At 67.1% G+C, this 26,987-nt stretch carries 24 protein-coding genes; 9 read left to right on the plus strand and 15 right to left on the minus strand.

Features of this window, described 5'->3' with window-relative positions; all coding sequences use genetic code 11:
* Nucleotides 1-59 precede the first annotated feature (59 nt).
* Both kdgR and WT97_RS04045 read left to right on the plus strand, forming a co-directional pair.
* On the plus strand, nt 60-941 hold the full coding sequence (gene kdgR, locus WT97_RS04040) for a DNA-binding transcriptional regulator KdgR (RefSeq protein WP_060352903.1): 882 nt from the start codon (nt 60-62) through the stop codon (nt 939-941).
* 61 nt (nt 942-1,002) lie between these two features.
* Nucleotides 1,003-1,374, plus strand: coding sequence for an SH3 domain-containing protein (locus tag WT97_RS04045; protein WP_060352904.1), 372 nt, complete (start codon nt 1,003-1,005; stop codon nt 1,372-1,374).
* 18 nt (nt 1,375-1,392) lie between these two features.
* Here WT97_RS04045 and WT97_RS04050 read toward each other — a convergent pair whose 3' ends face one another.
* Nucleotides 1,393-2,997 carry an EAL domain-containing protein gene (locus WT97_RS04050; protein WP_060352905.1) on the minus strand — a complete coding sequence of 535 codons (1,605 nt, stop codon included), beginning with the start codon at nt 2,995-2,997 and terminating at the stop codon, nt 1,393-1,395.
* A 425-nt stretch (nt 2,998-3,422) separates the two neighbouring features.
* Here WT97_RS04050 and WT97_RS04055 point away from each other — a divergent pair, with 425 nt between their 5' ends.
* On the plus strand, nt 3,423-3,692 hold the full coding sequence (locus tag WT97_RS04055) for a hypothetical protein (protein ID WP_060352906.1): 270 nt from the start codon (nt 3,423-3,425) through the stop codon (nt 3,690-3,692).
* 22 nt (nt 3,693-3,714) lie between these two features.
* Here WT97_RS04055 and WT97_RS04060 read toward each other — a convergent pair whose 3' ends face one another.
* The 5 genes from WT97_RS04060 to WT97_RS04075 all read right to left on the minus strand — a co-directional run bounded on the left by WT97_RS04060 (nt 3,715) and on the right by WT97_RS04075 (nt 8,053).
* Complete coding sequence (locus WT97_RS04060) at nt 3,715-4,020, minus strand: hypothetical protein (protein ID WP_060352907.1); 306 nt, start codon at nt 4,018-4,020, stop codon at nt 3,715-3,717.
* Nucleotides 4,021-4,126: 106 nt separating this feature from the next.
* On the minus strand, nt 4,127-5,752 hold the full coding sequence (locus WT97_RS04065) for a histidine-type phosphatase (protein WP_060352908.1): 1,626 nt from the start codon (nt 5,750-5,752) through the stop codon (nt 4,127-4,129).
* Between the two features lie 182 nt (nt 5,753-5,934).
* Nucleotides 5,935-6,369 carry a phosphatase gene (locus WT97_RS04070; protein WP_060352909.1) on the minus strand — a complete coding sequence of 145 codons (435 nt, stop codon included), beginning with the start codon at nt 6,367-6,369 and terminating at the stop codon, nt 5,935-5,937.
* 170 nt (nt 6,370-6,539) lie between these two features.
* Complete coding sequence (locus tag WT97_RS33965) at nt 6,540-6,698, minus strand: hypothetical protein (protein WP_156440201.1); 159 nt, start codon at nt 6,696-6,698, stop codon at nt 6,540-6,542.
* Nucleotides 6,695-8,053, minus strand: a complete 1,359-nt coding sequence (locus WT97_RS04075; protein ID WP_060352910.1) for an NAD(P)/FAD-dependent oxidoreductase — start codon at nt 8,051-8,053, stop codon at nt 6,695-6,697. The genes WT97_RS33965 and WT97_RS04075 overlap by 4 nt, the downstream gene beginning before the upstream one ends.
* Before the next feature lie 100 nt (nt 8,054-8,153).
* Between WT97_RS04075 and WT97_RS04080 the strand changes: the two genes are divergently transcribed.
* A complete protein-coding gene (locus WT97_RS04080) occupies nt 8,154-9,107 on the plus strand; it encodes a LysR family transcriptional regulator (RefSeq protein WP_059503689.1) in 954 nt (317 codons plus the stop codon).
* A gap of 20 nt (nt 9,108-9,127) precedes the next feature.
* Here the strand turns inward: WT97_RS04080 and WT97_RS04085 are convergent, their stop codons facing one another.
* The gene (locus WT97_RS04085) at nt 9,128-9,322 is read right to left on the minus strand and encodes a hypothetical protein (protein WP_059792213.1); all 195 of its coding nucleotides are present in this window, start codon (nt 9,320-9,322) and stop codon (nt 9,128-9,130) included.
* A 192-nt stretch (nt 9,323-9,514) separates the two neighbouring features.
* On the opposite strand from WT97_RS04085, the gene WT97_RS04090 reads away from it, so the two are divergent.
* Complete coding sequence (locus WT97_RS04090; protein WP_059792215.1) at nt 9,515-10,432, plus strand: AraC family transcriptional regulator; 918 nt, start codon at nt 9,515-9,517, stop codon at nt 10,430-10,432.
* Nucleotides 10,433-10,761: 329 nt separating this feature from the next.
* A complete protein-coding gene (locus WT97_RS04095; protein ID WP_060352911.1) occupies nt 10,762-11,649 on the plus strand; it encodes an NAD(P)H-binding protein in 888 nt (295 codons plus the stop codon).
* A 23-nt stretch (nt 11,650-11,672) separates the two neighbouring features.
* On the opposite strand, the gene WT97_RS04100 is transcribed toward WT97_RS04095, so the two are convergent.
* The gene (locus tag WT97_RS04100) at nt 11,673-12,875 is read right to left on the minus strand and encodes a benzoate/H(+) symporter BenE family transporter (protein ID WP_060352912.1); all 1,203 of its coding nucleotides are present in this window, start codon (nt 12,873-12,875) and stop codon (nt 11,673-11,675) included.
* Between the two features lie 190 nt (nt 12,876-13,065).
* Nucleotides 13,066-14,091, minus strand: a complete 1,026-nt coding sequence (locus WT97_RS04105) for a fatty acid desaturase (RefSeq protein ID WP_060352913.1) — start codon at nt 14,089-14,091, stop codon at nt 13,066-13,068.
* A gap of 244 nt (nt 14,092-14,335) precedes the next feature.
* On the opposite strand from WT97_RS04105, the gene WT97_RS04110 reads away from it, so the two are divergent.
* A complete protein-coding gene (locus WT97_RS04110) occupies nt 14,336-15,160 on the plus strand; it encodes a phosphate/phosphite/phosphonate ABC transporter substrate-binding protein (protein WP_060352914.1) in 825 nt (274 codons plus the stop codon).
* Between the two features lie 45 nt (nt 15,161-15,205).
* On the opposite strand, the gene dbpA is transcribed toward WT97_RS04110, so the two are convergent.
* The 6 genes from dbpA to WT97_RS04135 form a co-directional block, all read right to left on the minus strand.
* Nucleotides 15,206-16,603: an ATP-dependent RNA helicase DbpA gene (gene dbpA, locus WT97_RS04115; RefSeq protein ID WP_059792225.1), complete on the minus strand. Its 1,398-nt coding sequence runs from the start codon at nt 16,601-16,603 to the stop codon at nt 15,206-15,208.
* Entirely contained in the window at nt 16,600-16,797 is a 198-nt protein-coding gene (locus WT97_RS04120) for a hypothetical protein (RefSeq protein ID WP_006483193.1), read from the minus strand. The genes dbpA and WT97_RS04120 overlap by 4 nt, the downstream gene beginning before the upstream one ends.
* 437 nt (nt 16,798-17,234) lie before the next feature.
* Nucleotides 17,235-18,881, minus strand: a complete 1,647-nt coding sequence (mqo, locus tag WT97_RS04125; RefSeq protein WP_060352915.1) for a malate dehydrogenase (quinone) — start codon at nt 18,879-18,881, stop codon at nt 17,235-17,237.
* 770 nt (nt 18,882-19,651) lie between these two features.
* A complete protein-coding gene (locus tag WT97_RS32125; protein WP_156440202.1) occupies nt 19,652-19,879 on the minus strand; it encodes a CopG family transcriptional regulator in 228 nt (75 codons plus the stop codon).
* 127 nt (nt 19,880-20,006) lie between these two features.
* Nucleotides 20,007-20,429, minus strand: coding sequence for an NUDIX hydrolase (locus WT97_RS04130; RefSeq protein WP_060352916.1), 423 nt, complete (start codon nt 20,427-20,429; stop codon nt 20,007-20,009).
* Between the two features lie 218 nt (nt 20,430-20,647).
* Complete coding sequence (locus tag WT97_RS04135) at nt 20,648-21,517, minus strand: mechanosensitive ion channel family protein (RefSeq protein WP_060352917.1); 870 nt, start codon at nt 21,515-21,517, stop codon at nt 20,648-20,650.
* A gap of 292 nt (nt 21,518-21,809) precedes the next feature.
* On the opposite strand from WT97_RS04135, the gene WT97_RS04140 reads away from it, so the two are divergent.
* Together WT97_RS04140 and WT97_RS04145 are read left to right on the plus strand one after the other, a co-directional pair.
* Nucleotides 21,810-23,183, plus strand: a complete 1,374-nt coding sequence (locus tag WT97_RS04140; protein WP_060352918.1) for a M23 family metallopeptidase — start codon at nt 21,810-21,812, stop codon at nt 23,181-23,183.
* 459 nt (nt 23,184-23,642) lie between these two features.
* Nucleotides 23,643-26,972: an autotransporter outer membrane beta-barrel domain-containing protein gene (locus WT97_RS04145; protein ID WP_257128449.1), complete on the plus strand. Its 3,330-nt coding sequence runs from the start codon at nt 23,643-23,645 to the stop codon at nt 26,970-26,972.
* The last annotated feature ends 15 nt before the right edge of the window (nt 26,973-26,987 follow it).

A 26,987-nucleotide genomic window follows, 5' to 3' on the forward strand; every position in this document is an offset into this window, starting at 1 on the left:
CCGTATCGCAAGACGAACGCGTTATGCTCTCCCGATTCGCATCTCACGGATTCACGGACATGACAGCAACGCCCAGGCAGCGCAAGCGCGATCAGGCGAACCAGGAAACCGGGGCGGACCTTTCGGCGGCAGGCGCCGTCGAGAAGCCCGATTCGGTTGCCGCCGTCGGCAAGGTCTTCACGATCCTCGCCGCGCTCGGCGAGCGCCGCGAGATCGGCATCAGCGAACTGTCGCACCAGCTCGGCATGTCGAAGACGACGGTGCATCGCTTCCTGCAGACGCTCAAGGCGCTCGGCTACGTCGCGCAGGAAGGCGAGACCGATCGCTACCGGCTGACGATCCGGCTGTTCGAACTCGGCAGCAAGGCCCTGGAGAGTGTGGATCTCGTGCGCGAGGCCGATCTCGAGATGCGCCGCATCGGGCAACTGACGCGCGAAGCCGTGCATCTCGGCGCGTTCGACGAGGACGCGATCATCTACATCCACAAGATCGACGCCGATTACGGGTTGCGCATGCAGTCGCGCATCGGCCGGCGCAATCCGCTGTACAGCACGGCGATCGGCAAGGTGCTGCTCGCATGGATGCCGCCCGGCGACGCGCGGGCGGTGCTGGCCGGCATCGAGTTCAGGAAGTCGACCGCGAAAACGCTCGCGTCTGCGGATGCGGTGATGAGCATCCTGCCGCACGTGCGGCGGCAGGGCTACGGCGAGGACAACGAGGAGCAGGAAGATGGCCTGCTGTGTCTCGCGGTGCCCGTATTCGACCGCTTCGATCGCGTGATCGCGGGGCTGTCGCTGTCGTTTCCGACGATGCGGTGCGGCGCGGACACGAAGGCGCATTACGTCGCGTTGCTGAAGGAGGCCGGGCAGGCGATTTCCGCGCGGCTCGGGCATCATCCGGAAGCGGCCGACGTCGAAGCGACGACGGTCGCGCAGGATTGAACGTGGGCCGGCCGCGAACCGGCAAACCGAAAAAATACGGCATCCGGAACGAATCATGCAGATGAAAGCGACGATGCGCATCGGCGTCGCGATGCTGGTGCTCGGCGCGAGCCTGGGCGCGAACGGCGCGCATGCAAAAAGCGCGGCGGATTGCAGGCAGCTCGATGCAGCCACGAGCGGCCCGGACGACAACTTCCGGCCGCCTGCGTCCGGCACGGTCGTCGGCGCGGGGCGCGCGTATTTCTACTCGGCGCCCGACGCGCAGTGCATGACGAAGCGGACCTTCATCGTCCCCGGCGATTCGGTGACCGTCTACAAGTCGCACGGGCGCTGGTACGACGTCATGTACGTGAACGGCAAGACCGGCGACGATTTCGAAGGATGGATCGAGCAGGGCCGCGTGCACCTCGGCGGTCAATACGGCGCGCAGTAGTCGCCGTCCGCGGCGCCGCTACACCGTCGCCCATCCGAAATCTCGCTTCAGGTTCTCCGCGCGCAGCGGCCGCTGGTACAGGTAGCCCTGCGCGTACTGGATTCCGACCGCATGCAGTGCGCGATGCTGCGCTTCCGTCTCCACGCCTTCCGCGATGATCTTCAGGCCGTAGTGATGCGCGACGGCCGCGATCCCCTCGATCAGCCTCGCGCTGCCATGGTCCAGTTGCGAGACGAACTGTCGATCGATCTTCACGTAGTCGAACGGAAAGCGCGACAGCATGTCGAGATTGCTGTGATGCGTGCCGAAATCGTCGATCGCGAACTTCGCGCCTTTCGAACGCAGTGTCTGGAAGATCTCGGTGGTTCGCGCGTTCTTCTCGAGCAGCATGCGCTCGGTGACTTCGAGCACCAGCGTGAAGCCGGGCGGCAGCGCACGGATCGCCTCCTCGACGACGGCCACGAACCGCCCGCGCTCGAGGTCCCGAGGCGCGACGTTCACGGCGATGCGCAGCGGCGCGGACGGCGTCAGCGCGGTCAGCTCGGACACGGCGGTGCGCAGCACGAATTCGGTGACCTTCGGCAGCACGGTGCTCGATTCCACCTGCGGGATGAACACGGCCGGGCTGATGGCCCCCCACTTCGGATGGTGCCAGCGCAGCAGCGCTTCGACGCCGACCGTCCTGCGCGTCCGCACGTCGACGATCGGCTGGTACACGACATGGAATTCGTTGCGCCTGAGCGCGTGGCGCACGGCCTTCAGCAACAGCCGCCGCGGCGCCATCGCGAGCAGGTAGGCGGCCATCACGAGGCTATCGGCCAGCAGCACGATCGTCGCGCAGATCAACCGGTAGTGGCGCTGGACCTGCGACGCGTAGTGCGTCGATGCGATGACCGACACCGTGAACGGCCAGCGCTGCGAAGCGATCGTGCTGCCGCCCGCGGGGCCTGCGTCCGTTTCCGGCGTGAACTTCCCGTGCTGATCGAGACGGCCCGAACCCGCGATCGACAGCGTGGCCGTTGCCGCTTCATTGCCGGTGCCGTGGGCGAGCGCGTCGGCCACGTAGTCGCCTTCGATCAGGTACAGGACGCCCGCGCCGCGCGCGGTGGCGCGAAACGCGGACAGCACCGGAATGTCGTGCTGGAACGGCGTCTGGCGCAGCAGCGTGACGACCGTCGAGCCTGGGTCGGGTTCGCGTGCATAGGCGGCGAGCGGCAGGTCGATCGAACCGAGCGCCGACGAGCACATGACGCGCCCGTCGTTCACCAGCGCGACCGCACGCAGGTAGCGCAGGCGAGTGCCCACTTCGGCCAGCGTTCGGAACACCGTCGCACAGGGCCGTCCGACGAGTGCGGTCAGCTCGTCCGCGTGCCGAAGGCGAACGCCGTCCAGGATGCGGTCCACGGAGGTCACGATGTCGTTTGCCACGACGCGCTCATGCGCGGTGACGGCATCGCGCGCGTAGCGGTCGGCCAGCACGATCGCGAACGCGGGCACGAGCACGCAAATGATTGCCGCGGCGAGAAACACGATGCGCGGCCACGCGTCGCGGCGGTGGAAAAGGGGCTTCGAGCCGGGCGTGAGTGCCCACAGTCCTGCGGTTGCCTTTGGTGTTGTACGCATGGCGTGGCAAGTCGAACCGGTCGATGTGCAAACCGCGCGCATGCCGCATGCCTGATTCGGGCCCTGCGGCTCGCGCCGGTTTCGGGGCGCCGGTCGATTCGGCCGTCGCGACGGGCATCGGCACGAGCCTGTCGCGATCGGCCATTTATCCGGCAGCATTCCGTAATAACATGCGCGCATCCCGCATGTATATCGACGCAGCGTACCGAAAAAAGCCCCGGCCGCACAGTGTGTGCAGCCGGGACGAAAGACACCGTCTCTTGGCACGAGGATGGTGCGCGGCAAGTATAAGATGCGGCGCGCCATTGCGAAATATTGTTGTTTAAATATTGATGCGATTTCGCGATTGTGTCTCAAAAAGAAACATTTTCATACGGCGCCGTTGTCGGCTGTCTGCTGTCGGGGCGTCAAACCGGAGCGTTGCGATGGAAGAAAATGCCGCATCAGCGGTCATCGTGACCGATGGCGCCGCCGCGGCGGACGGCGGTTCGCCGTGGATCCGGATTTCGGTGGACGCAGAGGCCCGCCACTATTCGCTCGTTCGCGTGCTTGCGTCGTGCACGGCGTGCTGTCGAACGAAGAATGGCGGGATGGCGGGATGGCGGGTGCCGCTGGAGCGCATTGCCGACCCCGCGATGTGCGCCGGCATCGTCGGCACGTTCATCCAGGTGCTGAAGCGTCCCGACGCGTCATGAACGATGCGGTGCCGGCGGCGATTCAGAAATCGTTGCGCATCTTGCGGAGCAGGCCGCCGGGCGACTGGTGCGTGTCCACGGCGGTGAGGACATCGGTCAGGAACCACGGCAGGTTCAGTTGCGTGTCGGAATCGCCGACGCAGACGCGGATCGGCGGCGCATGGGAGGATGAACCGGCGCCCTGGGCGGTGTCTCGCGACGGTACGCAATTCTTTGCGTATGCCTGAGTCGGGGCCGCCGAGGCGGCGCCCGATGGTGTACCGGCGATAGCCGGCACACCGATGGCGGCAAACAGGGTCAGGACGGCGGCAAGCGCGACGCGTTTCATGGGAGTCCTCCGACGATGCTCGTTCGACCCGGCGAGCCGCCGCGAGTTCGTCGGCGCGAGATGCCGGCCGGCCACACCGCTGCAGGCTGCGGCGCTGCGCTTCACGTCACTGATACCCGTAACACTGCTTCAGCCCCGCGTAGTCGTAGAAGTGGCTGCCCGGCGCGATCTTCGCGCCGTCGCACGCGGCCTGGAAATCCGTCTCGCGCTCGTTGTACAGCATCTTCACGATGAGCCGCGACCCGTTGCGATAGACATCCCACTGCATGTTCGCGGCCATCGGCGACACCTGGTCGCCGCGCCACGGGTTGTTCGCATACGTGTACGTCTGCGCCTGCGGCGTCGGCACGAACACGTTCTTCAGGTTCATGATCGACGCGAACGGAATCACGATCTCCGCATGCGTGAAGCGCAGCTTCGCGGCGTGCGTCAGGTCCCCGCGCGCGATCGCGTCAACTTCGCCGAAGAAGTCGTCCTGCAGCACCTTCGCCATCCGGTACGTCACGGGGTTCGCCTCCTGGATGCCGGGCCCTTTCTGGTAGTAGTCCTCGGCATCCTGCAGATACGCGAGATACTGCGCCTGCTCGGCGCCGATGTACTTCTCCATCGTGACGCCGCCGGTTTCCGCGGTCATGGCGGGCGCAACCTGCAGCAGGTTGTACAGCACGTTCACCGCGTCGACGGCCGTCGCGATCTTCGTCTTGCCGTCGCCCTTCAGCGTGTTGGTGAACTTGCCGTCCGTCGACGTGAACGCATAGGTGCCGGTGTTCGCGAACGTGTAGCCGTCGGAGCCGAGCTTCGCGATGAAGGCCGGCGACACGAGTGCGGACAGCACCGTTTGCGCGACTTCGGCCGCCTGCGGCGCGGCCTTGATCGCTTTCAGCTTGGCGGCCACCGTCGCGTCGTTTGCGTAGGCCTGGTACGCCTGGCTCGCCTGATAGGTCGCGTAGTACGGATCGCTCGTGTCGGTCACGAGATCGGTGGCCGGCTTCAGCGAGTGGAAATACAGCAGGAAACGGTTGGTGCCGGCCGGCTGCGCGACCGGTGCGCTCGCCGGATAGCCGGCCGGCGCGGCCGGCAGCGTGATGGCCGGCGCCAGTGCCGGCTGCGCGGCGACGAGCGCGGCCGAGAAATACGTCGAACTGTCGACCGCGCGATCCTGGCCCGAGTTGACGACCACCACCTGCCGGTTGCCCGCGGAGAACAGCGTGGGCAGCCGCTGCGCGAGACGCGCGGCGAGTTGCTGATGTTCGCGGATGCCGGTTTGAGTCAGGTTGCCGTACCCGGGCGTCGAGATGCCCTGCACGCCGTAGCCGAGCAGCGCATTGGCCTTCATCATCGCGTACGTGTCGGCCTTGAGCTGCGCGCCGAGTGCGGTCAGCGCACCGTCGGCCTCGGCCTTGACCAGCATCGCGTAGATCGCGCCGTCGTACTTGAAGCCCGACAGCCCGCGCGAGCCGTGACGTGCGACGAGTTCGGTATAGACCGGCGCGTAGCCGGCCGGCGGCGCTTCGTATGTCGCGGCGTCCTGCTGCGGGCGGTACGGCGTCTTCGTCTGGTAGTAGGTCGCGGGTGCCGGGGCCGGCGCGGGCTGAGGTTGAGGCTGCGGTGCGGGCGCCGTGCCGTTGTTGTCGGCCGACGTGGCGGGCGGCGTCGAGTCATCCCCGCCGCAAGCGGCGAGCAACAGGCAGGCAATCGTGAGGGCGGCGGCGGTGCGGGTCGGGCGTGTCATCGTGGCGGGCAACGGACGGGACGATACGCATGCGCGTCGTCCCGTCTCCGGGGGAATGTGGTCGAGCCCCGAAGTGTTGCAAGCGACTTTGACAGCAGAATGTCAGGATGCGGTCGGGCAATCGTCGGATTGCCGCCGGATCGGCGATGATGGCCGGCTCAGGCCGGCCCGTGTGCGGGCATTCAGTGCAGCCCGGCCGATGCGATCGAGCGCACCGTATCGGTGATGTTCACGCAGCGCGACAACCCGAAGTGCTCGGCTTCGCGGCGTTCCGGTTCGCTGCTCGCGATCCCGAGCGCGCGCTCCCGCGGCACGCCGAGCGCCTGCAACGCGACATCGAACGGATGCCGATTCGATCGGGAGTCCTGTTGATCGGTGTCCGTGACGACGACCGAGAAGCGGTCGAGGTTCGCGCGGCCGAACTGGCCTTCGAACATGTCGTTGAGCCGCGCGGCCGGCAGTGTCGTGACGAGACCGAGTCGATATCCCTCTTCCGATGCCCGGTCCAGCCACTGGATGATCGCGTCGCGTTGATGGCGCGACTCGCGCGAATCCGGCGTTGCTTCGATCTGCGCGAATGCTGCGTCGAGACGGGTGACGATGGCTTCGATGACCACGGTGATTCCTTTTCAGAAACGTGATGATCCGTTCGCCGACGGGAATGCCACACACCTTAGCGTCGATCCGGAAAACGCGACCAATCAATATTTATAGCCGACTCATACGATTCGACTAATGAATGGGGTGGCAAGCCAGAGCGGGCGCGGGATACGCGTCGCACGGCATTTCACGCATGAAGTGCATCGTATCGACGGCCTTCGATGTGATGCACCGGCGTGGCGCACATTCCGGCTGAATCGCGCATATCCATATAGGAAAACGGCATATCGGACGATGCTTGCCCGATATGCCGTGCCGCGATGTTGCGTGCGAACAGCGCGATCAATGCAGCTTGATCGACGGCTCGTTGCGGCTTTGCAGCCAGTGGCTCAGCGACTGGAACAGCGCGCGCTTCATGCCGACCACGCTGAACAGGTGCTTGCGATACAGGAACTTGTACAGCCCGATCGCCGCCAGCCCATCGACGATCAGCGAGCGTGAGCGCATGCCGATATCCGCCTGATACACGGCGCCCGCATGCCCGAGCGACACGACCGTGCCCGCGTCGCGGAACGTGAAGCCGGCCACCGGCTTGCCGGCGACGCGGCGCGCGAATGCGTCGACCAGATACACGGCCTGCTGGTATGCGACTTGCGCACGCGGCGGCAGGAACCCGCCTGCACCGGTCGACGGGCACGCGGCGCAGTCGCCGAACGCGTACACGTGCGGATCGTGAGGCGTCTGCAGCGTGTCGGTCACGATCACCTGGTTCGACCGGTTGAGCGCGATGTCGCCGATGTCCCGCAGCATCGCGGGGCCCGCGACGCCGGCCGCCCAGATCGTGATGTCGCTCGCGAGCCGTTCGCCGGTCGCGGTCGTCACGGCATCCGCGCCGACTTCCGCCACGCGCGTGTCGGTCAGCACGTCGACGTTCAGCGCGCGAAGCTGCGCGTGCATCTTGCCGGACAGCCGTTCGTCGAGCGCCGGCAGGATGCGCGGGCCGCCTTCGATCAGCCGGATGTGCACGTCGCGCGCGGACACCAGCGCCTTGAAGCGGTACGTCGTCAGTTGCTGGACCGCATGCCGCAGCGCGGCGGCCAGCTCGACGCCCGTCGCGCCCGCACCGATCACGTTGATGCAGATCGGCGCGCCGCGCCGTGCCGGCTGCTGTTCGGCCAGGTGATTCGCCTTCGTGCAGGCAGCAAGGAACTTGCGGCGGAAATCCTCGGCCTGTTCGAGGTTTTCGAGCGGCAGCGCATGGTGCTCGGCGCCCGGCACGTTGAAGAAGTTCGTCACGCTGCCGACCGCCAGCACGAGATCGTCATAGTCGAGCACGCGTTGCGGCAGGATTTCCGTGCCGTCCGCATCCTGCACGGCCGCGATCGTCGCCGTGCGTGCCGCGCGATCGACCCGCCGCAGCGCGCCCTGCACGAAGCGAAAGCCGTGGCGCTTCGCCTGCGCCGCGTATTCGATCGTGTGGGAAGCCGGATCGCGATGGCCCGATGCGGCTTCGTGCAACAGCGGCTTCCAGAAGTGCGTCGGATAGCGGTCGACGAGCACGACGTCGGCCTGCCCGCGGCGTCCGACCGTATCGCCGAGACGCGTCGCGAGCTGCAGGCCGCCGGCGCCGCCGCCGACGATCACGATGCGCGGCAGGCGCGGTGCGCGGTCCGTTGCAAGGTTGGGCGTGGTGTTGTCCATGTTGGGCTCCCGCTGAATGACGATTCGGATGACATTGCTCAGGAACCGACGATATAGTTTCGAACCCACTCGAACAATTTAATGTTTATAAGCGACTCATATGTATTCACTTATAGGAAAGACCGCGACGTTCCGGCAGTTGAAGGCGCTGGACATGATTGCGCGGCTCGGCAGCGTGTCGCGCGCGGCCGAGGAGCTGAACCTGACGCAGCCGGCCGTGTCGCTGCAGGTTCGGCTGCTCGAGGAGGCCGTGGGCGCCGCGTTGTTGCAGCGGGTGGGGCGTGGCGTGCAACTGACCGCGGCCGGCGAGATCGTGGCGCGCTACGCGCGCGAGATCCTGCATCTGTGGAGCGAGGCCGGCGACGAAGTGGCCGCGCTGACGGGCGATCTCGGCGGCACGCTGCGGATCGGCGCGATCACGACAGCCGAGTACCTGATCCCGCCGCTGCTCGTCAAATTCACCGCGACGCGTCCGCACGTGAAGACGTATTTCAAGGTCGGTAATCGCGACGACATCATCCGCATGCTCGCGACGCATGAAATCGATCTCGCGGTGATGGGCAGCGCCCCGAAGGAACTGCGTACGCATGCGGTCGAGTTCGCGAAGCACCCGATGGTGTTCGTCGCGGCGCCAGGCCATCCGCTGATGCGGCGCAAGCGCGTCGCGCTGAAGGATCTCGAATCCGCGCACCTGCTCGTGCGCGAACGCGGCGCCGGCACGCGCTCGACCGTCGAGAGCCTGTTCAAGAACGCGGGCCACCGCTTTCATGTGGGCTCCGAACTGTCGAGCAACGAGGCGATCAAGCAGATGGCCGAAGCGGGGCTCGGCGTCGCGTTCCTGTCGTTGCACGCGTGTGCGCTCGAACTGCGCACGGGGCTGCTCGGGCAACTGCCGTTCCCCGGCAACCCGATCGAGCGCGAATGGTATGTGGTGACGCTCGCCGACCGGCGCATCTCGCAGGTGACGGGGCTGTTTCGCGACTTCCTGATCAAGCAGGGCGCGCCGGTGATCGACGGCGCGACGGTGGCGCCGCACGAGCGGCGGCGCAAGTAGGCGGGGTGTCGACCGGCCGGTCAGACGAGCCCGAAATCGTCGTTGCTGTCGGGAATCGACGCGAGCAGCCGTTCGAGCCGGTACCAGCCGACGATGCGCAGGCACCACGCGGCGATGGCGGTGCGGCCGTGACGGGCGTGGGGGCCGGATGACGGGCGGGCGGCGCAGCGCGAGCGGGCAATGAACGCCGCGCGTTGCGGGCAGTAATGGGGCATGACGGGCTCCGTTGGTGTCGGACGAGCCGATCGTAAGCGGCGCGGCGCCCGTCGGCGCGCACGCAAGGATCGTCCCGAGCAGAAACGGATGATCTTTTTCTGCTGGATTCGGAGACGGCCGGGCAGGGCCGGCACGCCGGCGCGAAACGCGTCACAATGCGCATTCGGCACCCGATCTCGTGGAGACCATCGATGAGCGATCCGATTCTTGCCGCGCCGACGGACAACGGCGTCCCGGTTAGCCTGCGCTCCAGCCGCGGGCTCGGCTGGCACGGCTTCGGCGCGTCGCTGCTGGAGATCCGCGCGGGCACGTACCGGATTCCGGCAGCCGAGCATCACCGGATCGGCGTGCATATCGGCGCGCCGGTGCGGGCGGATTGCGTCTGCGACGGCGAGCGCGTGTCGCGTATCCAGGCGCACGGCGACGTCGACGTGATTCCGGCCGGCCTGCCCGGCCAGTGGACCGACAGCGCCGACTGCCGGATCCTGCACATCGCGCTCAGCGACACCTTCGTGCGGCGCACGGTCGAGCAGCTCGAACTGAAGCCGTCGCACGCGCAGATCCGTCGGCGGCTGCAGGTGCGCGATCCGCGGCTGCAGCACATCGCATGGGCGATGGCCGCCGAACTCGAAGCGGAAGACGCATCGGATCCGCTCTACGCGGAAAGTCTGTGCACGGCGCTCGTCGCGCGGCTGGTCGACGGCCAGCCGGCGTTTCGCGAACGCCGGCGCACGCTGGCGCCGAAGGCCGCGGCGCGCGTGATCGACTATGTCGAAGCGAATCTCGACCGGCGCATGACACTTGCCGAGCTCGCGGCGCTCGTGTCGATCAGCGTGCCGCATTTCAAGGTGCTGTTCCGCGAAACGCTCGGGATGCCCGTGCACCAGTACGTCGTGCGGCGCCGGGTGGAGCGTGCGAAGGCGCTGCTGCTCGAAGGCCGGCTCAGCATCAGCCAGATTGCGCTGGAAGCCGGGTTCGCGCATCAGAGCCACATGGCGAACTGGATGAACCGCGTGCTCGGCGCGACGCCGACGGAGATTGCGCGGTCGGGCGCGCGGGGCGGATTGCGGCTGGCTTATGACGGTGAGGACGGGGGCAGGGACGCATGACGAAACAGCGGTGCACGGGCGTTGCATTTGATTCGACGGCAATTGTCCAACAAACAGGGTGTTGGACAATTGCCGCGCTCGCTTCTCCGGCGCCCACGAGCGCTGTTGAAGCGCGACGCGTCGGATGTGAGCGGCTGTTCGTTTGAGGTGTGTTGTTCCTCTTGATCGGCACATCGCCCGACCTGAAGCGATCGGTGTCAGATCGAGCAGCCCGCATGGCCACGGCCGTTCATCCCGTCATCCTTTCCTGCTCGATTCATCTCTCCCTGCGCGCCACTCGGGCCGCGCATGCCGACAATCACAGCACTTTCACCCATCAGGAGCGAATCGTGTTCGTGATCTTCGGAGCATCCGGCAACGTCGGCCTGTCGACCGTGACGACCTTGCGCAACGCAGGCCATTCCGTGCGCGCGGTGCTGCGCGACGCACGCCATCGTGAACGGTTCGCGCAGCTCGGCTGCGATGTCGCGATCGCGGACCTGACCGACGCGCACGCGATCGCCGCGGCGATCGACGGCGCGCAGGCCGTGCAGATGCTGTGCCCGGTGCCGGTTGCCGACCCCGATCCGGCCGCGACGATGACGCGGACGATCGACGCGGCGACCGCCGCGCTCGCCGTGAACCCGCCGCCCGCGCTGCTGGCGTTGTCGGATTACGGCGCGGAGCTTGAAGGCAATACGGGTATCACGCGCCTGTTCCATGACTTCGAGGAACGGCTGAAGACGATCCCCACGCAATTGACGCTGCTGCGGTCGGCCGAGCATGTGCAGAACTGGGCCCGCGTGCTGCCGGTCGCGCTGGGCACCGGCGTGCTGCCGAGCTTCCACCATCCGGTCGACAAGGTGTTTCCGACGGTCTGGGCGCCCGACGTGGGCGTCGTCGCGGCGCGGCTGCTGCTCGATGCGCCGGAAGGCGGCAGCGGGCCGCGCATCGTCAGCGTCGAAGGGCCGCGGCGGGTGAGCGTGACGGCGATCGCGGCTACGTTGGGCGCGCCGGCGGGCCGTGCGATCGTCGCGCACGAGCTGCCGCGCGACACGTGGAGCGCGACGCTGCTGCGCGCCGGGCTCAGCGAACGCCATGCGCAGCTGATCGTCGATCTGTACGACGTGCACAACGCGGGGCGGATCGACGTCGAGGCCGACGTGTCGGAGCAGGTGTACGGTACGACTCCGATGGAGGAGGCCCTCGCGCAACTGGTGCGCCGGCATGCGCGTTGAGCGAAGCGTCGGCGCGCGGCGCGTCACGCAGGCCGTCGCACCTTGTTCAACACCGCATACGACAGGGATCCGATCACGGTCCCCCAGAACGCTGACCCGAGCCCGAGCCACGTCATTCCCGATGCGGTCGCGAGGAACGTGATCACCGACGCTTCGCGATGGTTCTCGTCCTCGAAGATGCCGTGCACGTTCGCGCCGATCGCGCCGATCAGCGCGAGCCCCGCCAGAATCGCGACGAACGCCTTCGGCAGTGCGAAGAACACCGTGACGATCGTGCCCGCGAAGAGCCCGCCGATCAGATAGATCACGCCGTTCGCGAGCCCGGCGACGTACCGTCGGTCCGCGTCCTCGTGCGCGTCCTTGCCGGTGCACAGCGCCGCGGTAATCGCCGCGACGACGATCGTGAACCCGCCGAAGCACGCGACGATCAGCGACATCGCGCTGGTCGCGATAATGATCGGGCGCGCCGGCGTGTGATAGCCGGACACGCGCAAAATCGTCATCCCCGGCAGGAACTGGCCGGTGAGGCTGACCACGACGAGCGGCAGCGCCAGGCTGAGCGTCGTGCCGAGCGTCCACTCGGGGGCGATGAAGATCGGCCGTGCGAGGCTCGGCGACACGTTGCCGAGATGCGTCATCCCGAGCAGCGTCGCGAGCGCGGCGCCCGTCAGCAGCACGAGCACGATGCTGTAGCGCGGCAGCAGGCGCCTGAATATCACGTAGGCCGCGATCATCCCGAACGCGAGCGCGGGCTGCTCCGACGCGGCCGAGAACGCATGCATGCCGAACGGCAGCAGGATGCCGGCCATCATCCCGCAGGCGATGCCGCGCGGGATGTGGCGCACCAGCCGGTCGAAATAGCCGGAGACGCCGATCGCCAGGATGATCAGCGCAGCCGTGATGTACGCGCCGACGGCCTGGTTGAGCGTCAGTTGCGGAAACAGGCCGACGAGCAGCGCGGTGCCGGGCGCCGACCACGCGGTGACGACCGGCACCTTCAGCTTCCAGCTGGCGACGAGGCCCGACACGCCCGCGCCGATCGAGATCGCCCAGACCCACGACGACACCATGTCGTTGGACGCATGCGCGGCCTGCGACGCCTGGAAGAAGATCGCGAGCGGGCCTGCATAGGAAATCAGGACCGCGAGAAAACCCGCGGTGATCGCGGAAACGGACCAGTCGTGGCCGAGCGTGCGGATCGCGCCGGGTGGAGTGTTCGGTTGCATCGTCGTCGGGGAATGCGGCGCGCGGCCGTGCGGCGGAGCCGGGGCGAATGTGGTTGGAAGCCCCGGATGAGCCGCCATTCTGGGCATTGCCGACGCAATTGGCAATTCGGGTGCGGCCGAGCGGCATTGTCGGCATTTCGTAAGAATGGGCGCGCAAGTCCGGAGGATCGGCAGCGCGTGCCGGACGACGTCACGTGCTGATCTGCAACACCTCGTCGACCACCGCCACTTTCACGCCGCTGCCCGTCGACAGCGATGCCGTGCCCTGGTCGAACGGATGCACGGGCGGATCGGTCGGCGTCCACGCATGGCGTGCGAGCAGCTTGCGATACCCGCCGCGGATCACGAAGCCGCCGCATTTGCGCGCATATGCGTCGCGCCGCATCCGGTACGCGCGCGGCAGGTCGTACCACGGCAGCTTCGGCAGGTCGTGATGGACGAGGTGATAGTTGTTGTTCAGGTACAGCAGCCGCATCGCGAACCCGGCTTCGTTGATCGCGATGCGCGCCTTCGGATGCGGTGCGGCGCGATGCTCGTACAGCGAGCGGATCATCGCGAGCGACAGCGCGGGCCATGTCACGAGCAGCAGGTAGTACCACCACGGCACGCCGATCGCCCATTGCAGCCACGCGAGCAGCGCGATCACGCAGGCAACGTGGGTCAACCACATCGGCAGATAACGGAAGTCGCCGCGCCGGAACGCGGCGAACGCATCGCCGAACGTCGCGGCGATGGCCAGCGGCGGCCCGACGACGATTCGCCCGACGAAAGTCTTGCGCGCGACCGTCAGCGCCCGGCGCCAACGTGGCAGCCGCGCCCAGCGTTCGCGCGTCACGTAGTTCGTTTCGGGATCGATGCCCGGCACGGTCAGGTCTTCGTCGCGGTGATGGTCGAGGTGCGTGTCGCGATACAGCGTGTACGGATACCAGACGGTCAGCGGCGGATAGCCGAGCAGCTTGTTCACGAACGCGGAACGCGTCGGATGGCCGTGCAGCAGTTCGTGCTGCAGCGACAGATGCCACGCGCCGAGCAGGATCAGCGGCGGCGTCGCGGCGGCGAGCGACAGGCGCCCGTCGCGCACGAGCAGCAGCACGGCGAGCCAGCCGCCGTAAATGACGACGACCAGCAGCCAGGTCGGCCACTCGGTGCGGGCGGTGAAGCGGGCGTCGAGCGCGGCAATCGCGCGCGCGTGGTCGACGTCGAAGTATTCGGCCATGGCGTTGAGGCGGGATGGATCGGGCAGTGCGGGGAACGAGCGATGGAACCGGGGCGCTCGGCCCGGGTGCGCTGGTGTCTCGCGGATCACGGTCGACCTGCACGGCGTCGCGCGCGGTGGCGGCGCCGACAGGCATTCGAACGGTACCGGGGCGGCGCGGCAACGCCAACCAATCGATTCGCATTTGCTTATCATGCTGGCGCCGATAAGCATCGGGGCCGCTGCCGATGCGTAGAATGTCCGCATGAAGCCCTGGATCGCAATCTTGCCGATGTACAACGTGACGCCGCGCCACGCCGAATTGTGGCGCGCGCTGCTGCGCGACGCGCTCGATGCGTTCGCGAACGCGGGCGGGTCCGCCGACGTCGCGCTGCCCGACGCGCCGTTCGACGACCTGCATGCACTGTGGCGGCGCGACGATCTGCTGCTGTCGCAGACCTGCGGCTACCCGTACCGGATGCTGGGCCTGCGCGATGCCGTGCGATTGGTCGCGACCCCGGTGTTCGACGCGCACGGTTGCGACGGCGCGCGCTACAGCAGCGTGCTGGTCGTGTCGGCGCGCGCGCATGCGGGCGGCGCGACGACGCTCGCCGCATGCCGCGGGTTGCGGGCCGCCTTCAACGGCGAGGATTCACACAGCGGGATGAATGCATTCCGGCACGCGATCGCGCCGCATGCGCACGACGGCCGGTTTTTCGGCTCGGTCACGCCGTTCGGTTCGCACCTGAACGTGCTGCGTGCGCTGGCATCGGGAGAGGCCGATTGCGCGGCGATCGACTGCGTGACGTTCGCGTATGTGCGCGACGCGCTACCCGATCTGCTGAAGGACATCCGGATCGTCGGCATGACGGCATCCGCGCCGGGATTGCCGTTCATCGCATCGCGGGCGCTGGCGGACGCGCAGGTCGGCGCATTGCAGGATGCGCTCGATCGCGCGGTCGCGGCCGATGCGCAGCGCGCGCGCGTGCTGAGGCTGAAGGGATTCGACCGGCTGTCGCCGGCCGACTACGACGCGATTGCGCGGTTCGAGCGGGAAGCCGCTGCACACGGCTATCCCGAACTCGCGTGACGCACGGGGCGCGGCGGTACCGCGACCGCCCGCGCCGCGGCCCGCTTACTCCTCGTCCATCAATCGGACCTTGACCCGCTTGCCCTTGATCTTCCCGGCATTGAGCTTGCGCAGCGCGTCGCGCGCGACGCCGCGCTCGATCGCGACATAGGTCGAGAACTCGGTCACGTTGATCTTGCCGATCTGCTTGCCGTCGAACCCGGCGTCGCCGGTCAGTGCGCCGAGCACGTCGCCCGGACGAATCTTGTCCTTGCGTCCGCCGAGGATCTGCAGCGTTTCCATCGGCGGCAGCAGCACGCTGTCGTCCGCCGGCGTCAGTTCGGCGAGCGGATGCCATTCGACGTCGCGCTTCTGCGCTTGCTCGATCGCGCCGACGCGGCCCATCTCGTCCATGCTCGCGAGGCTCAGCGCCCAGCCGTCCTGATCCGCGCGGCCCGTGCGACCGATGCGGTGCACGTGCACTTCGGGGTCGGGCGTCACGTCGACGTTGATCACCGCTTCGAGCTGCGCGATGTCGAGCCCACGCGCGGCGACGTCGGTCGCGACCAGCACCGAGCAACTGCGGTTCGCGAACTGGATCAGCACCTGGTCGCGCTCGCGCTGATCGAGCTCGCCGTGCAGCGCGAGCGCGTGGAAGCCTTGCGCGTGCAGCACGTCGAGCAGGTCGCGGCACTGCTGCTTGGTGTTGCAGAACGCGATCGTGCTCACCGGCCGGTAGTGGTTCAGCAACTGGCCGACCGCATGCAGCCGCTCGTCCTCGGTCACTTCATAGAAGCGCTGGCGGATCTTGCTGTCGTCGTGGCGTTCCGCGAGCTTGATTTCCTTCGGATTGCGCAGGAACTGCTGGCTCAGCTTCGCGATGCCGTCCGGATAGGTCGCGGAGAACAGCAGCGTCTGGCGCGTCGTCGGGCACATCCGCGCGACCTTCGCGATGTCGTCGAAGAAGCCCATGTCGAGCATCCGGTCGGCTTCGTCGAGCACCAGCGTATTTAGCGCGTCGAGCTTCAGGTTGCCGCGATCGAGGTGGTCCATGATGCGCCCGGGCGTGCCGACGACGATATGCGCACCGTGCTCGAGGCTCTGCGCCTGCGGACGCATCGGCGTGCCGCCGCACAGCGTCAGCACCTTCACGTTTTCCTCGCCGCGCGCGAGGCGGCGCACTTCCTGCGCGACCTGGTCGGCGAGCTCGCGTGTCGGGCACAGGATCATCGCCTGCACGTCGAAACGGCGCGCATCGAGGCGCGCGAGCAGCGCGAGCGAGAACGCGGCGGTCTTGCCGCTGCCCGTCTTCGCCTGCGCGATCAGGTCCTGCCCGGCCAGCGCGACCGGCAGGCTGGCGGCCTGGATCGGCGTCATGTCGACATAGCCGAGCTGCGCGAGGTTCGCGAGCGTGGCGGGCGTCAGCGGCAGCGCGCTGAACGGCGTGGCGGTCGGTTGGGTCAAGACAGGTCTCCGAGGTAGGGGCGGCCTTCCATCTGCTCGTAGACGACATTGCCTTCGTCGTCCTCGAAGCGTTCGAGATAGTTGCGGGCGCCGCACAGCGGGCAGCGGAACAGCAGCCCCTGGCCCTCGTCCTTGATGACGACGTCGGACTGCTCCCACTGCGTGCCGCAGCTCTGGTTTCGGCAGGTAAACACGGTCTTTCTCCAGCTGAATTCGGTTGTGCGCCCTTTGCGGGCGCGGGCGTCGCACGGCCGCGGCGGTCGCGTGCACCCGCGGGAGCGGGGCGGTGCGGACGGTGGCGTAAGGGTGCGACGCTGCGGATGATGGATCGGGAGGGCGATTCGGGATCGCGCGTGCCGCAATTCTAGCGGATACCGCGCGCTACGCCGGCCGGATGCGGCGGAACCGGCGCAATCGGTCGATTTCGCCCGGGTGTCGCGACCGTGCGGCCGGTGGCTGGCACCGGGCCGCCGGGCGCAGACGCAAAAACGGCCATCCTCCCGGATGGCCGTGGATCGCCGCCTGCCTCCCCGTGCTCCGGGGCGAGAGGATGTCCGCCTTTCAGGCGAAACAGGCCCGAACGGGCAACGGTCGCCCGTCGGGTTCGCGTGGCGTGTCGCGGTTCGGCGCGTTACAGCGCCATGTCGGCCGACGCCTTCGCCGGTCGGGCCGGCGCGGCACTGGCGCCGGACGGAGCCGGCGCGCTCAGGTCGATCTTCGGCGGCGGCGAGAGTTGCAGCACGTCGCTCGTGTAGGTCCATTCCTCGACGACCTTCGCCGGGCTGTCGTTCAGCCTGGTGCCGTAGCTCGGCACGATCTGGCGGATCTTCTGCTGCCACGCGGGCGTCGCGACCTTGTCCTTGAACACCTTCTGCATCAGGTTCAGCATGATCGGCGCGGCGGTCGATGCGCCCGGCGACGCGCCGAGCAGGCCCGCGATGCTGCCGTCCTGCGACGCGACGATCTCGGTGCCGAGCTTCAGCACGCCGCCTTTGACCGGGTCGCGCTTGATGATCTGCACGCGCTGGCCGGCCTGCCACAGGCGCCAGTCTTCCTTCTTCGCGTTCGGGAAGTATTCCTTCAGCGCGTTGAAGCGGTCGTCGTCGGACAGCATCAGCTGGCCGGCGAGGTACTGCACCAGCGGGAATTCGTCGACGCCCACGCGCATCATCGGCGCGACGTTGTGCAGGTTGGTGCTCTTCGCGAGGTCGAAGTACGAGCCGTTCTTCAGGAACTTGGTCGAGAACGTCGCGAACGGCCCGAACAGGATGATCTTCTTGCCGTCGATGATCCGCGTGTCGAGGTGCGGCACCGACATCGGCGGCGAGCCGACCGACGCCTTGCCGTACGCCTTCGCGAGATGCTGCTTCACGACCTCGGGGTTGTCGGTCACGAGGAACGAGCCGCCGACCGGGAACGCGCCGTAGTCCTTCGCTTCGGGGATGCCCGACGCCTGCAGCAGGTGCAGCGCACCGCCGCCCGCGCCGATGAACACGAATTTCGCGTCGACCGCTTGCGGCGGTTCGTCCGAGTGCAGCTTGACCCACGACACGTGCCACGTGCCGTCGGCGTTGCGCGTGATCTCGCGTACTTCGCTCGACAGCGACAGCGTGAAGTTCGGCTGCGTCTTCAGGTAGCCGACGAACTGGCGTGTGATCTCGCCGAAGTTCACGTCGGTGCCGATCGGCGTCCACGTCGCGGCCACCTTCTGGTTGCGATCGCGGCCTTCCATCATCAGCGGCACCCACTGCTTGATCTGGTCGTAGTCTTCCGAATACTGCATCCCGCGGAACAGCGGGCTGGCCTGCAGCGCTTCGTAGCGTTTCTTCAGGAAGCGGACGTTGTCGTCGCCCCAGACGAAGCTCATGTGCGGCGTCGAGTTGATGAACGTGTGCGGGTTCTTCAGCACGCCCTGTTTCACCTGCCACGCCCAGAACTGGCGCGAGATCTGGAACGACTCGTTGATCTCGATCGCCTTCGAGATGTCGATCTTGCCGTCCGCCTTTTCCGGCGTGTAGTTCAGCTCGGCGAGCGCCGAGTGGCCGGTGCCGGCGTTGTTCCAGCCGTTGGAGCTTTCCAGCGCGACGCCGTCGAGGCGCTCGACCATCGTCATCGACCAGTCGGGCTGGAGTTCGTGCAGCCAGACGCCGAGCGTCGAGCTCATGATGCCGCCGCCCACCAGCAGGACGTCGACCTTCTTCGTGTCGGCGGCGTGCGCGGACGATGTCGCGACGCACAGCGCGAGCGCCGACAGTATTACCCGTAACGTTTTGATCACAGCAGATCCCTTTTTCAACTTGGATGCATCGGTTTGCCATGCCGCCCGGCGCGCGGTTCCCGCGGTTCCGTTACGCCGAAACACTAATCCGGAGATCCGGACCGCAAATCCGGAACTCCGGATCGACGCCGCGCGCCGTTGCATTTGCGCACGTGAAGCCATTCGGAAGGACACCTTCGGATCGGCTTCCCGCGAGCCGGCAAGCGCGCGCGTCGCGACGATGCGCCGCGCCTCCGGGCCTTGGCGGCAAGCCTGAGCGGACGGCGCTCCAGGCTGCGTTGAAAGAGGCCGCGTGCGACGCGTTTTGCAGGGGCGGGATGGCAAGGGGCGCGTAATATAACCGAACTCGGACAACGTGTCGCAGACGCTGAATATCCCTGTTTTTGTGGGGTTTTTTGTGCGTCCGGGTTTCCGGAATGGCGGGGCGGGAAGCGGGGTTCCGTGGGAGCGCAGGAGTATCGTGCGGCCAACGTCAACGCTTCGCCGGCGAAGTTGACCGGGCTGTGCTGCGCGGTCGTTGAAGGGAAGCACAAGCGGCGGACTCGAGCCGTATCGTGACCAGCTCGCGCGGCTACGATGGAGAGTCGGTCGAATCCATCTTTGTGCAAATTACTGGCTGTGGCGAGTGCCGGTTCCAGCGGCGGGGCCGGTTGGCGTGTCGTCGCCTCCCATCCAGCCCGCGCCGCTTCGAGCGGAAACGAGTCCGAACGGCTGAACGCAACCTGATGAGCGTCGCGGCCTCGGTTCTCCTTCGATTGACGCTCAAGAAATCAAAGCGAATCGTCACGAATTCGATTGACGGTATCGAGCGTGACCGGACGGGTCGTCGACGAGACCGGTATCAGCGGCACTCCGTTGCGACTTGTATGCTCGGTTGTCGTTCGCTGCAATGCCGCGCGAGCGAGCTTGGAAATGACCTTGCCGACACTCATACCGGGCCTTGCACGTTCTCGGGCGAATGCGAGAACGTCGTCGTCGATGTCGATTGTTGTACGCATGAGGTAATTCTCCCATTAGGCAGCAAACATCTAGCACCAGGCGTCAAGCAGGTCTCTGAAGGTGGAGTGATCTCGCGCTGTGTCGAGATGCGAAATGAGTGTCGCGCGTCAACCGCAGGCGAAGACCTCAGGCCGCGATACCGGCGAACACGTCGCGATCGACCACACCCGGCACGAGGCGGGGCTGCCGCAGCCAGTCGAATGCGAGCTCGATGATGAGCGGCGTCGGCTGGCTGCAATGCAGCGACGCGACGGACTCGCGGTCGATCCACGCGCAATGCGCGATCTCGTTCATCGGGCGCGCGATCGCATCCGGATCGATCTCGGCGAGAAACACGTGGTGCAGCTTGTGCGTGCCCGCGACCCGGAACAGGTAGCGGGCGTGGCCGCATGCGAGCCCGGTTTCCTCGAGCAGTTCGCGCCGCGCCGCGTCGCGCAACGATTCGCCGTGATGCGGCTTGCCGCCGGGCAGCGCCCAGCGGGCATTCAACCGGGCGACCAGAAGGATCCGGTCGCCGCGTCGGCAAAGGACGGTGGCGCGTTCTTTCATTGAGGTTTCCTGATTGCATGCCCGCGCATCGGATCGGCAGGCAAAAAAATGCCACCCGCGGAAGGTGGCAATGAACGGAGAGATTCGCTATTGCGTGCCGGACGAGATGACCGTTTCGTCCAGCACGGCCATTGTCGCGAGGTGACGCCGCGCAGTGAATCAGACGGGTCCGATTTGCACGCGAAGCGGCCGGGAAACCGATGCGGCTATGTGCGCCATTACATCTGCCGCACGCGCGCACCGTCCGCGCGGCGCTCCGCGTCGTGCACGATGTGCAGCTCCCGCGTGCGGATCGGCAGCGCGCAATCCGCATCGTCGAGCGTCTTGCGCACCTGGCGCGCGAGGCGCCAGCGCATCGCCCAGAACTTGTCGGTATGCGTCCACACGCGCAGGTTCGCGACGGCCGTGCTGTCGTCGAAGCGCATCACCATCACGTCCGGCGCGGGGTCCTGCAGCACGTCGGGATCGGCCACGGCCAGCGCATGCAGCGCATCGAGCGCGCGATCGATATCGTCATGCACGGACACTTCCACTTCGAGATCGAGGCGGCGCGTCGGGTTGCGCGTGTAGTTGCGGATCGCGCTGCCCCACAGCGCGCTGTTCGGCACGTATTCGCAGATGCCGTCCGGCTTCGTGAGACGCGTCATGAAGAGGCCGACCTCTTCGACGGTGCCCGCGACGCCCGTGCCGCCGTCGATGTAGTCGCCGACCTTGAACGGCCGCAGCAGCAGAAGCATGATGCCGGCCGCGATGTTCTGCATCGTGCCCTGCAGCGCGAGCCCGATGGCCAGGCCGGCCGCGCCGAGCACCGCGACGATGCTCGCGGTTTCGATGCCGAGCTGCGACAGCGCGCCGACGATCGCGACGATGCGGATGCCCCACACCGCGACGTCGCAGAGGATCGGCCGCAGCGTGTCGTCGACGCGCTCCTTGTTCGAGAGCAGCCGGTTCAGCCAGTTGCCGATGCGTTTCGACAGCCACCAGCCGGCGACGAGCAGCGCCAGGCCGGCGGCCAGCTTGACGGAGAGGGTGGACAACGCGTTCCACAGGAACGTCCAGCGTTCCGGATGTAGTTGATCGAGAAACATGAAGGGATTCCGGGTTGAAAAACAGAGGGCGCGACGTGTGCCGCGCGCCGGCAGCGTTCGACCGTACACGGCGCACGATGGTTCGCGCGAATGCATGGGGTCGAATGCCGCACTGCGCCGAATCATGTTTTCGAACTGGTACTAATCGACTTTCGTATTAAATGAGACTCGTCCTATTTAGCCGTTTTGGTGGCGCCGATACACTCGCTTTCAGGTTGCCGGGTCGCGATGCAGGCCCTTCTGCGATATCCGGTTCTCCCCGATTTTTCTTTGAATAGCGAGTGACGACGTCATGCGGTCAGACCTGCGTTTCCGTGTCGCACGCGAACAAGGTCGACCCGCACCACGCGGCGTTCACCGTTTCCCGATGGGCCGCGCGTTCCTGCGCGGCATCGTCGCGGCGGCCTGCGTGGCCGGCGCACACGGCGCGGCAGCGCAGGCGTTTCACGACGCCGCGCCGCTCGCACCCCTGGAGGCGGAAACCACCGACCTTGGCGACGTGCCTTTCTTCAATTCCGCGCGCACGACGTGGGGCGGCCTGCGTGTATCGTCAGCCACGCCGCTCGACGTCGCTTATGCGTCGCTTGCGTTGAACGTGTCGGCAGACATAGGGCGCGCCGACCCGGTGGCGCGCTTCGGCGCCTGTGTCGCGTATCGCGTGCTGTGCGAGACCGCACGCGGTGCGGTCGAACGCGGCTATGCGTCGCGGTTCGATTACGGGCTGGCGTCGGCGTTGCCCGCGATGAGCGCGCAGCCGGCGTTCGCGCAAGGTCCCGTCGATCTGGCATCCGCGGAGCCGTTCACGCTCGCGCAGCCGGATCGCGGCACGCGCGCCGGTGCGATCGTCGGAAGCCTCCACGCGTCGCTGGCGCGCGCCGATCTGCCGGCCGGCGTCGCCGCGCAGATCGTCCGCATGCTGGCCGGGCGCGTCGATCCGAAGCAGCGCGGCGCGCATGGCGACACCTTCCGCGTGGCATTCGAGCCCGACCACGATGCAACGCGGCCGGGCCGTGTACGCGTGACGGCGCTCGACGTCTGCTTTCGCGGGCAGCACGTCGCGGCCGTGTGGTTCGTCCCGCAGGCCGGCTCGTCGGGCGCCTATTACGACCTCGGCGGCATGCCGCTCGCCGGCACACACTTCGCGATGCCGGTGGCCGCGACGCGCATCAGCTCGCAATTCGGCGCGCGCGTGCATCCGGTGAGCGGTGCGCGTCACGTGCATTCGGGCGTCGATCTCGCGGCGCCGACGGGTCGCGCCGTCCATGCGTCGGCGCACGGCGTCGTGACGTTCATCGGCACCGAGCCGCGCGGCTACGGCAAGTACGTGGTGATTCGGCATGACGGCGGCTACGCGTCGTACTACGCGCACCTGTCGGCGTTCGAGCCGGCGTTGCGTGTCGGCTCGCGCGTCGCCCGCGGGCAGCGTGTCGGTGCGGTCGGCAGCACCGGCACGGCGACCGGCCCGCATCTGCACTTCGAGGTGCGCCGGCATGCCCGCCTCGTCGATCCGATCGAACTCGTGCACACAGCCAAAGCGGCGCAACTGACGGGCGAACAGCGCGTGGCGTTCAACCGCATGGCCCGTGACGCACGTACGCAACTGGCGTCGGCCGCGTTCGCGCAGCCGGTTGCGATGTCGGAGGCTGTCGCGCCGCAGGCGGGCTGATCGTTCGCCGGTGCCGGCCGTGATGGCCGGCATCCGATTGGCGAACATGCATGTCGTCGCCGCCGCGCGGATATCCGGAAATACGCCCGCGTTTGAATGGCGCACCATCGTGCGAAGCAACATCGTCAAATGTCGGGCGACATCCCGCTCGGCCCATTATTCATCGAATTACGTCAAATTTTCCGATCGCTTCGGAGTGCGTCACGTTCGCTGAGTGCATATAAGCGAAAGCCGGCAAATTCAACCGGCTTTCCGTCCCGCCCCGCCGCCGCACCCGCCCCGGCTTCGCATGCTGCATAGCGGCAATTCCGTTCCCATTGTTTCCCGATGCGAAATTAATCACCGCGTGATCGTCGATATCACGCATTCGGATCTTGCGATTATTTCAAGACAGGTGATATAACCCGTTTCACGCACCGATTGGAAGCAATAACGTCACCAATAAATGCGAGCGAAAAAATGAAAAGAAAGGCGCGGAATCTGGGTTTGGGTGGAGTGGCGATCCTGACCGGTGCGATGCCGGTCGGTGTCCATGCGGCATGCTCGGCCACCGCGCCGGGCAGCGGCACGACAGTCACGTGTACCGGCGCGAATGCCCCCTCGGTCGTGGCCACGGCCGGCAGTACCGGCGTGACGATCAATCTCGATTCGACGGTGACGGGCAGCTATGTGCTGACGTCCACGCCGACGCCGTTTTCCGTCGACACATCGAGCACGATCGCCAACAACGGCAACCTGTCGATGTCCGGCAATGGCACGGGCGTCGCGAACCGTGGCGCAGTGCTGCTCGGCGTGAACAACGGCAATACGCTTACCAACGGCGCGACCGGCGCGATCTCGACGACCGGTCAGTACAACGACGGGATGGCCGCGAACGGCAACAACAACACGCTCGTCAACAACGGCACGATCACGACCACGGGCAACAACGCGTACGGGATGACGGCCGCGTGGGGGCAAAGCAATCCCGGCGCGTCGGGCAACCGGATCGTCAACACGGGCACCGTGACGACGTCCGGCAACAACGCGCGCGCGGCGTCGCTGCTCGGCGGCAACGGCACGATCACCAACAGCGGCACGCTGACGTCGAACGGCCGCGATGCGCCGGCCGTCTACATGCAGGGCAACAACGACACGCTGGTCAACAGCGGCACGATCCAGACCACCGGCACGGCGACGAGCGGCGGCAGCGTCGACGCGGTCGTGTCGAACACGCTCGGCAGCTCGTTTACCGCGACGATCACGAACCAGGCTGGCGGCAGGATCATCAGCAACAACGGCATCGGCGTGCGCTCGACCAACGGCGCGACGACGATCACCAACGCGGGGTTGATCCAGGGCGGCGGCGGCACCGCGATCCAGGGCGGCAACGGCAACGTGACGCTGATCCTGCAGACGGGCTCGCAGATCGTCGGTACGGCCAACGGCGGCGCGGGCACCAACACGGTGACGCTGCAAGGCACCGGCACCGCAGCGAATGCGTTCACGAATTTCCAGAGCCTGACGATGGCGGGCACGGACTGGACATGGGCCGGCGCCGGCACCGGCACGTTCTCGACCGCGCTGGTGCAGAGCGGCACGCTGAACCTCACGGGCACGCTCGGCACGACGACGGCATCGGTCGTCGCGATCGTCAACGCGGGCGCGACGCTGCAGGCGAATGCAGCGAACCTGCCGCTGTCGGTGACCGACAACGGGCTCGTGCGCTTCCAGCAGGACAGCGCCGGCACCTATACCGGCACGATCGGCGGCTCGGGCGCGGTCGAGAAAACCGGTGCGGGCACGCTGACGGTCGCGCCTGCTGCAGCGGGCGGCAACACGTATTCGGGCGGCACGACGATCACGCAAGGCACGCTGTCGGTCGCGGCTGACAACGCGCTCGGCGCTTCGTCGGGATCGCTGACCTTCAACGGCGGCACGCTGCAACTCGGCGGCGCGTTCGATCTCGCGTCGAGCCGCGCGGTGTCGATCACGTCCAACAACGGCACGATCGATACGCAGGGTTTCAACTCGACACTGACGCAAGGCATCACGGGTGCGGGTTCACTGACGAAGCTCGGCGGCGGCACGCTGACGATGAACGGCACGAACGGTTACGCGGGCGGAACGAACGTCAATGCGGGCACCGTGATCGTCGGCGACGCGACGAGCGCATCGGCGGCGCTGGGCGGTGGCGGCCCGGTGACGGTGGCAGCGGGGGCAACGCTCGGGGGCTATGGCAGCGTGACGGGCAACGTGACGAACAACGGCACGATCTCGGTCGCGAACGCGCTGGCGAGCCTCGCGAGCGGCGCGACCGGCAATTTCCGGATCAATGGCAACCTGACCAACGCGGGGCTCGTGCAGCTCGGCGGCAGCGGCGTGGGCAACACGCTGACGGTCGCGGGCAACTACGTCGGCCAGAACGCGACGCTCGCGATGAACACGACGCTCGCCGGCGATGGTGCGCCGTCGGACAAACTGATCGTCAGCGGCGGCACGGCGAGCGGCACCAGCGCGCTGAAGGTGACGAACGTCGGCGGCGCGGGTGCGCAGACGACGGGCGACGGTATCCAGGTCGTGCAGGCGACGAATGGCGCGACGACGAGCGCGGGCGCGTTCTCGCTGTCCGGCGGGGCGGTCAGTGCAGGTGCATACACGTACTTCCTCGCGAAAGGCGGTGCGTCGACCGGCAGCGGCGACAACTGGTACCTGCGCAACACGGTGCCGCCGAAGCCGCAGCCGCCCGTCGTCGAGCCCGGCCAGCCGACGCCGCCGGTCGTCGCAGCCGAAGGCACGCCCGAATCGATCGTCGAAGCGGTCGATCATGCGGGCATCGGTGGCAACCCGGAGCCGATCTACCGCGCCGAAGTGCCGCTGTACGCGGAAGCGCCGGCCGTCGCACGTCAGCTCGGCCTGCTGCAGATCGATACGTTCCACGACCGTCAGGGCGAGCAAGGGCTGCTCGCCGAAAGCGGTTCGGTACCCGCGTCGTGGGCGCGCGTATGGGGCGGCAACAGCAACATCAAGCAGAAGGGCGACGTGGCGCCGTCGTTCGACGGCACGGTGTGGGGGATGCAGGTCGGGCAGGACCTTTACGCCGATACGACCGCCGGCGGCCATCGCAATCACTACGGTTTCTTCCTCGGCTTCTCGCGCGCGGTCGGCGACGTGAACGGCTTCGCGCTCGCGCAGCCGGACATGGGCGTCGGCTCGCTGCAGGTCAATGCGTACAACCTCGGCGGCTACTGGACGCATATTGGCCCGGGCGGCTGGTATACGGATGCGGTGCTGATGGGCAGCGCGCTCACGGTGCGTACGCATTCGAACGGCAACGTGAACGGCTCGACGAACGGTAACGCGTTCACGGGCTCGGTGGAGGCCGGGCTGCCGATAGCGCTCAGCAACGGATTGACGCTCGAGCCGCAGGCGCAACTCGTGTGGCAATGGCTGTCGCTCGATCGTTTCGACGACGGCGTGTCGAGCATCGCATGGAACAACGGCAACACGTTCCTCGGCCGGATCGGCGCACGGCTGCAATATGCGTTCGATGCGAACGGCGTGAGCTGGAAGCCGTACCTGCGGCTGAACGTGCTGCGCTCGTTTGGTTCGGACGACAAGACGACGTTCGGCGGCACGACGACGCTCGGCACGCAGATCGGTCAGACGGCCGGGCAGATCGGCGCGGGGCTGGTCGCGCAGCTCACGAAGCGCGGCAGCGTGTATGCGACGGTGAGCTACCTGACGAACCTGGGCGGCGAGCACCAACGCACGATTACCGGGAACGCGGGCGTGCGCTGGGCGTGGTGACGGCCGACGCGTCGA

Origin of the sequence: Burkholderia sp. MSMB1459WGS, from assembly GCF_001534535.1 — a bacterium.
Classification (GTDB): Bacteria; Pseudomonadota; Gammaproteobacteria; order Burkholderiales; family Burkholderiaceae; genus Burkholderia.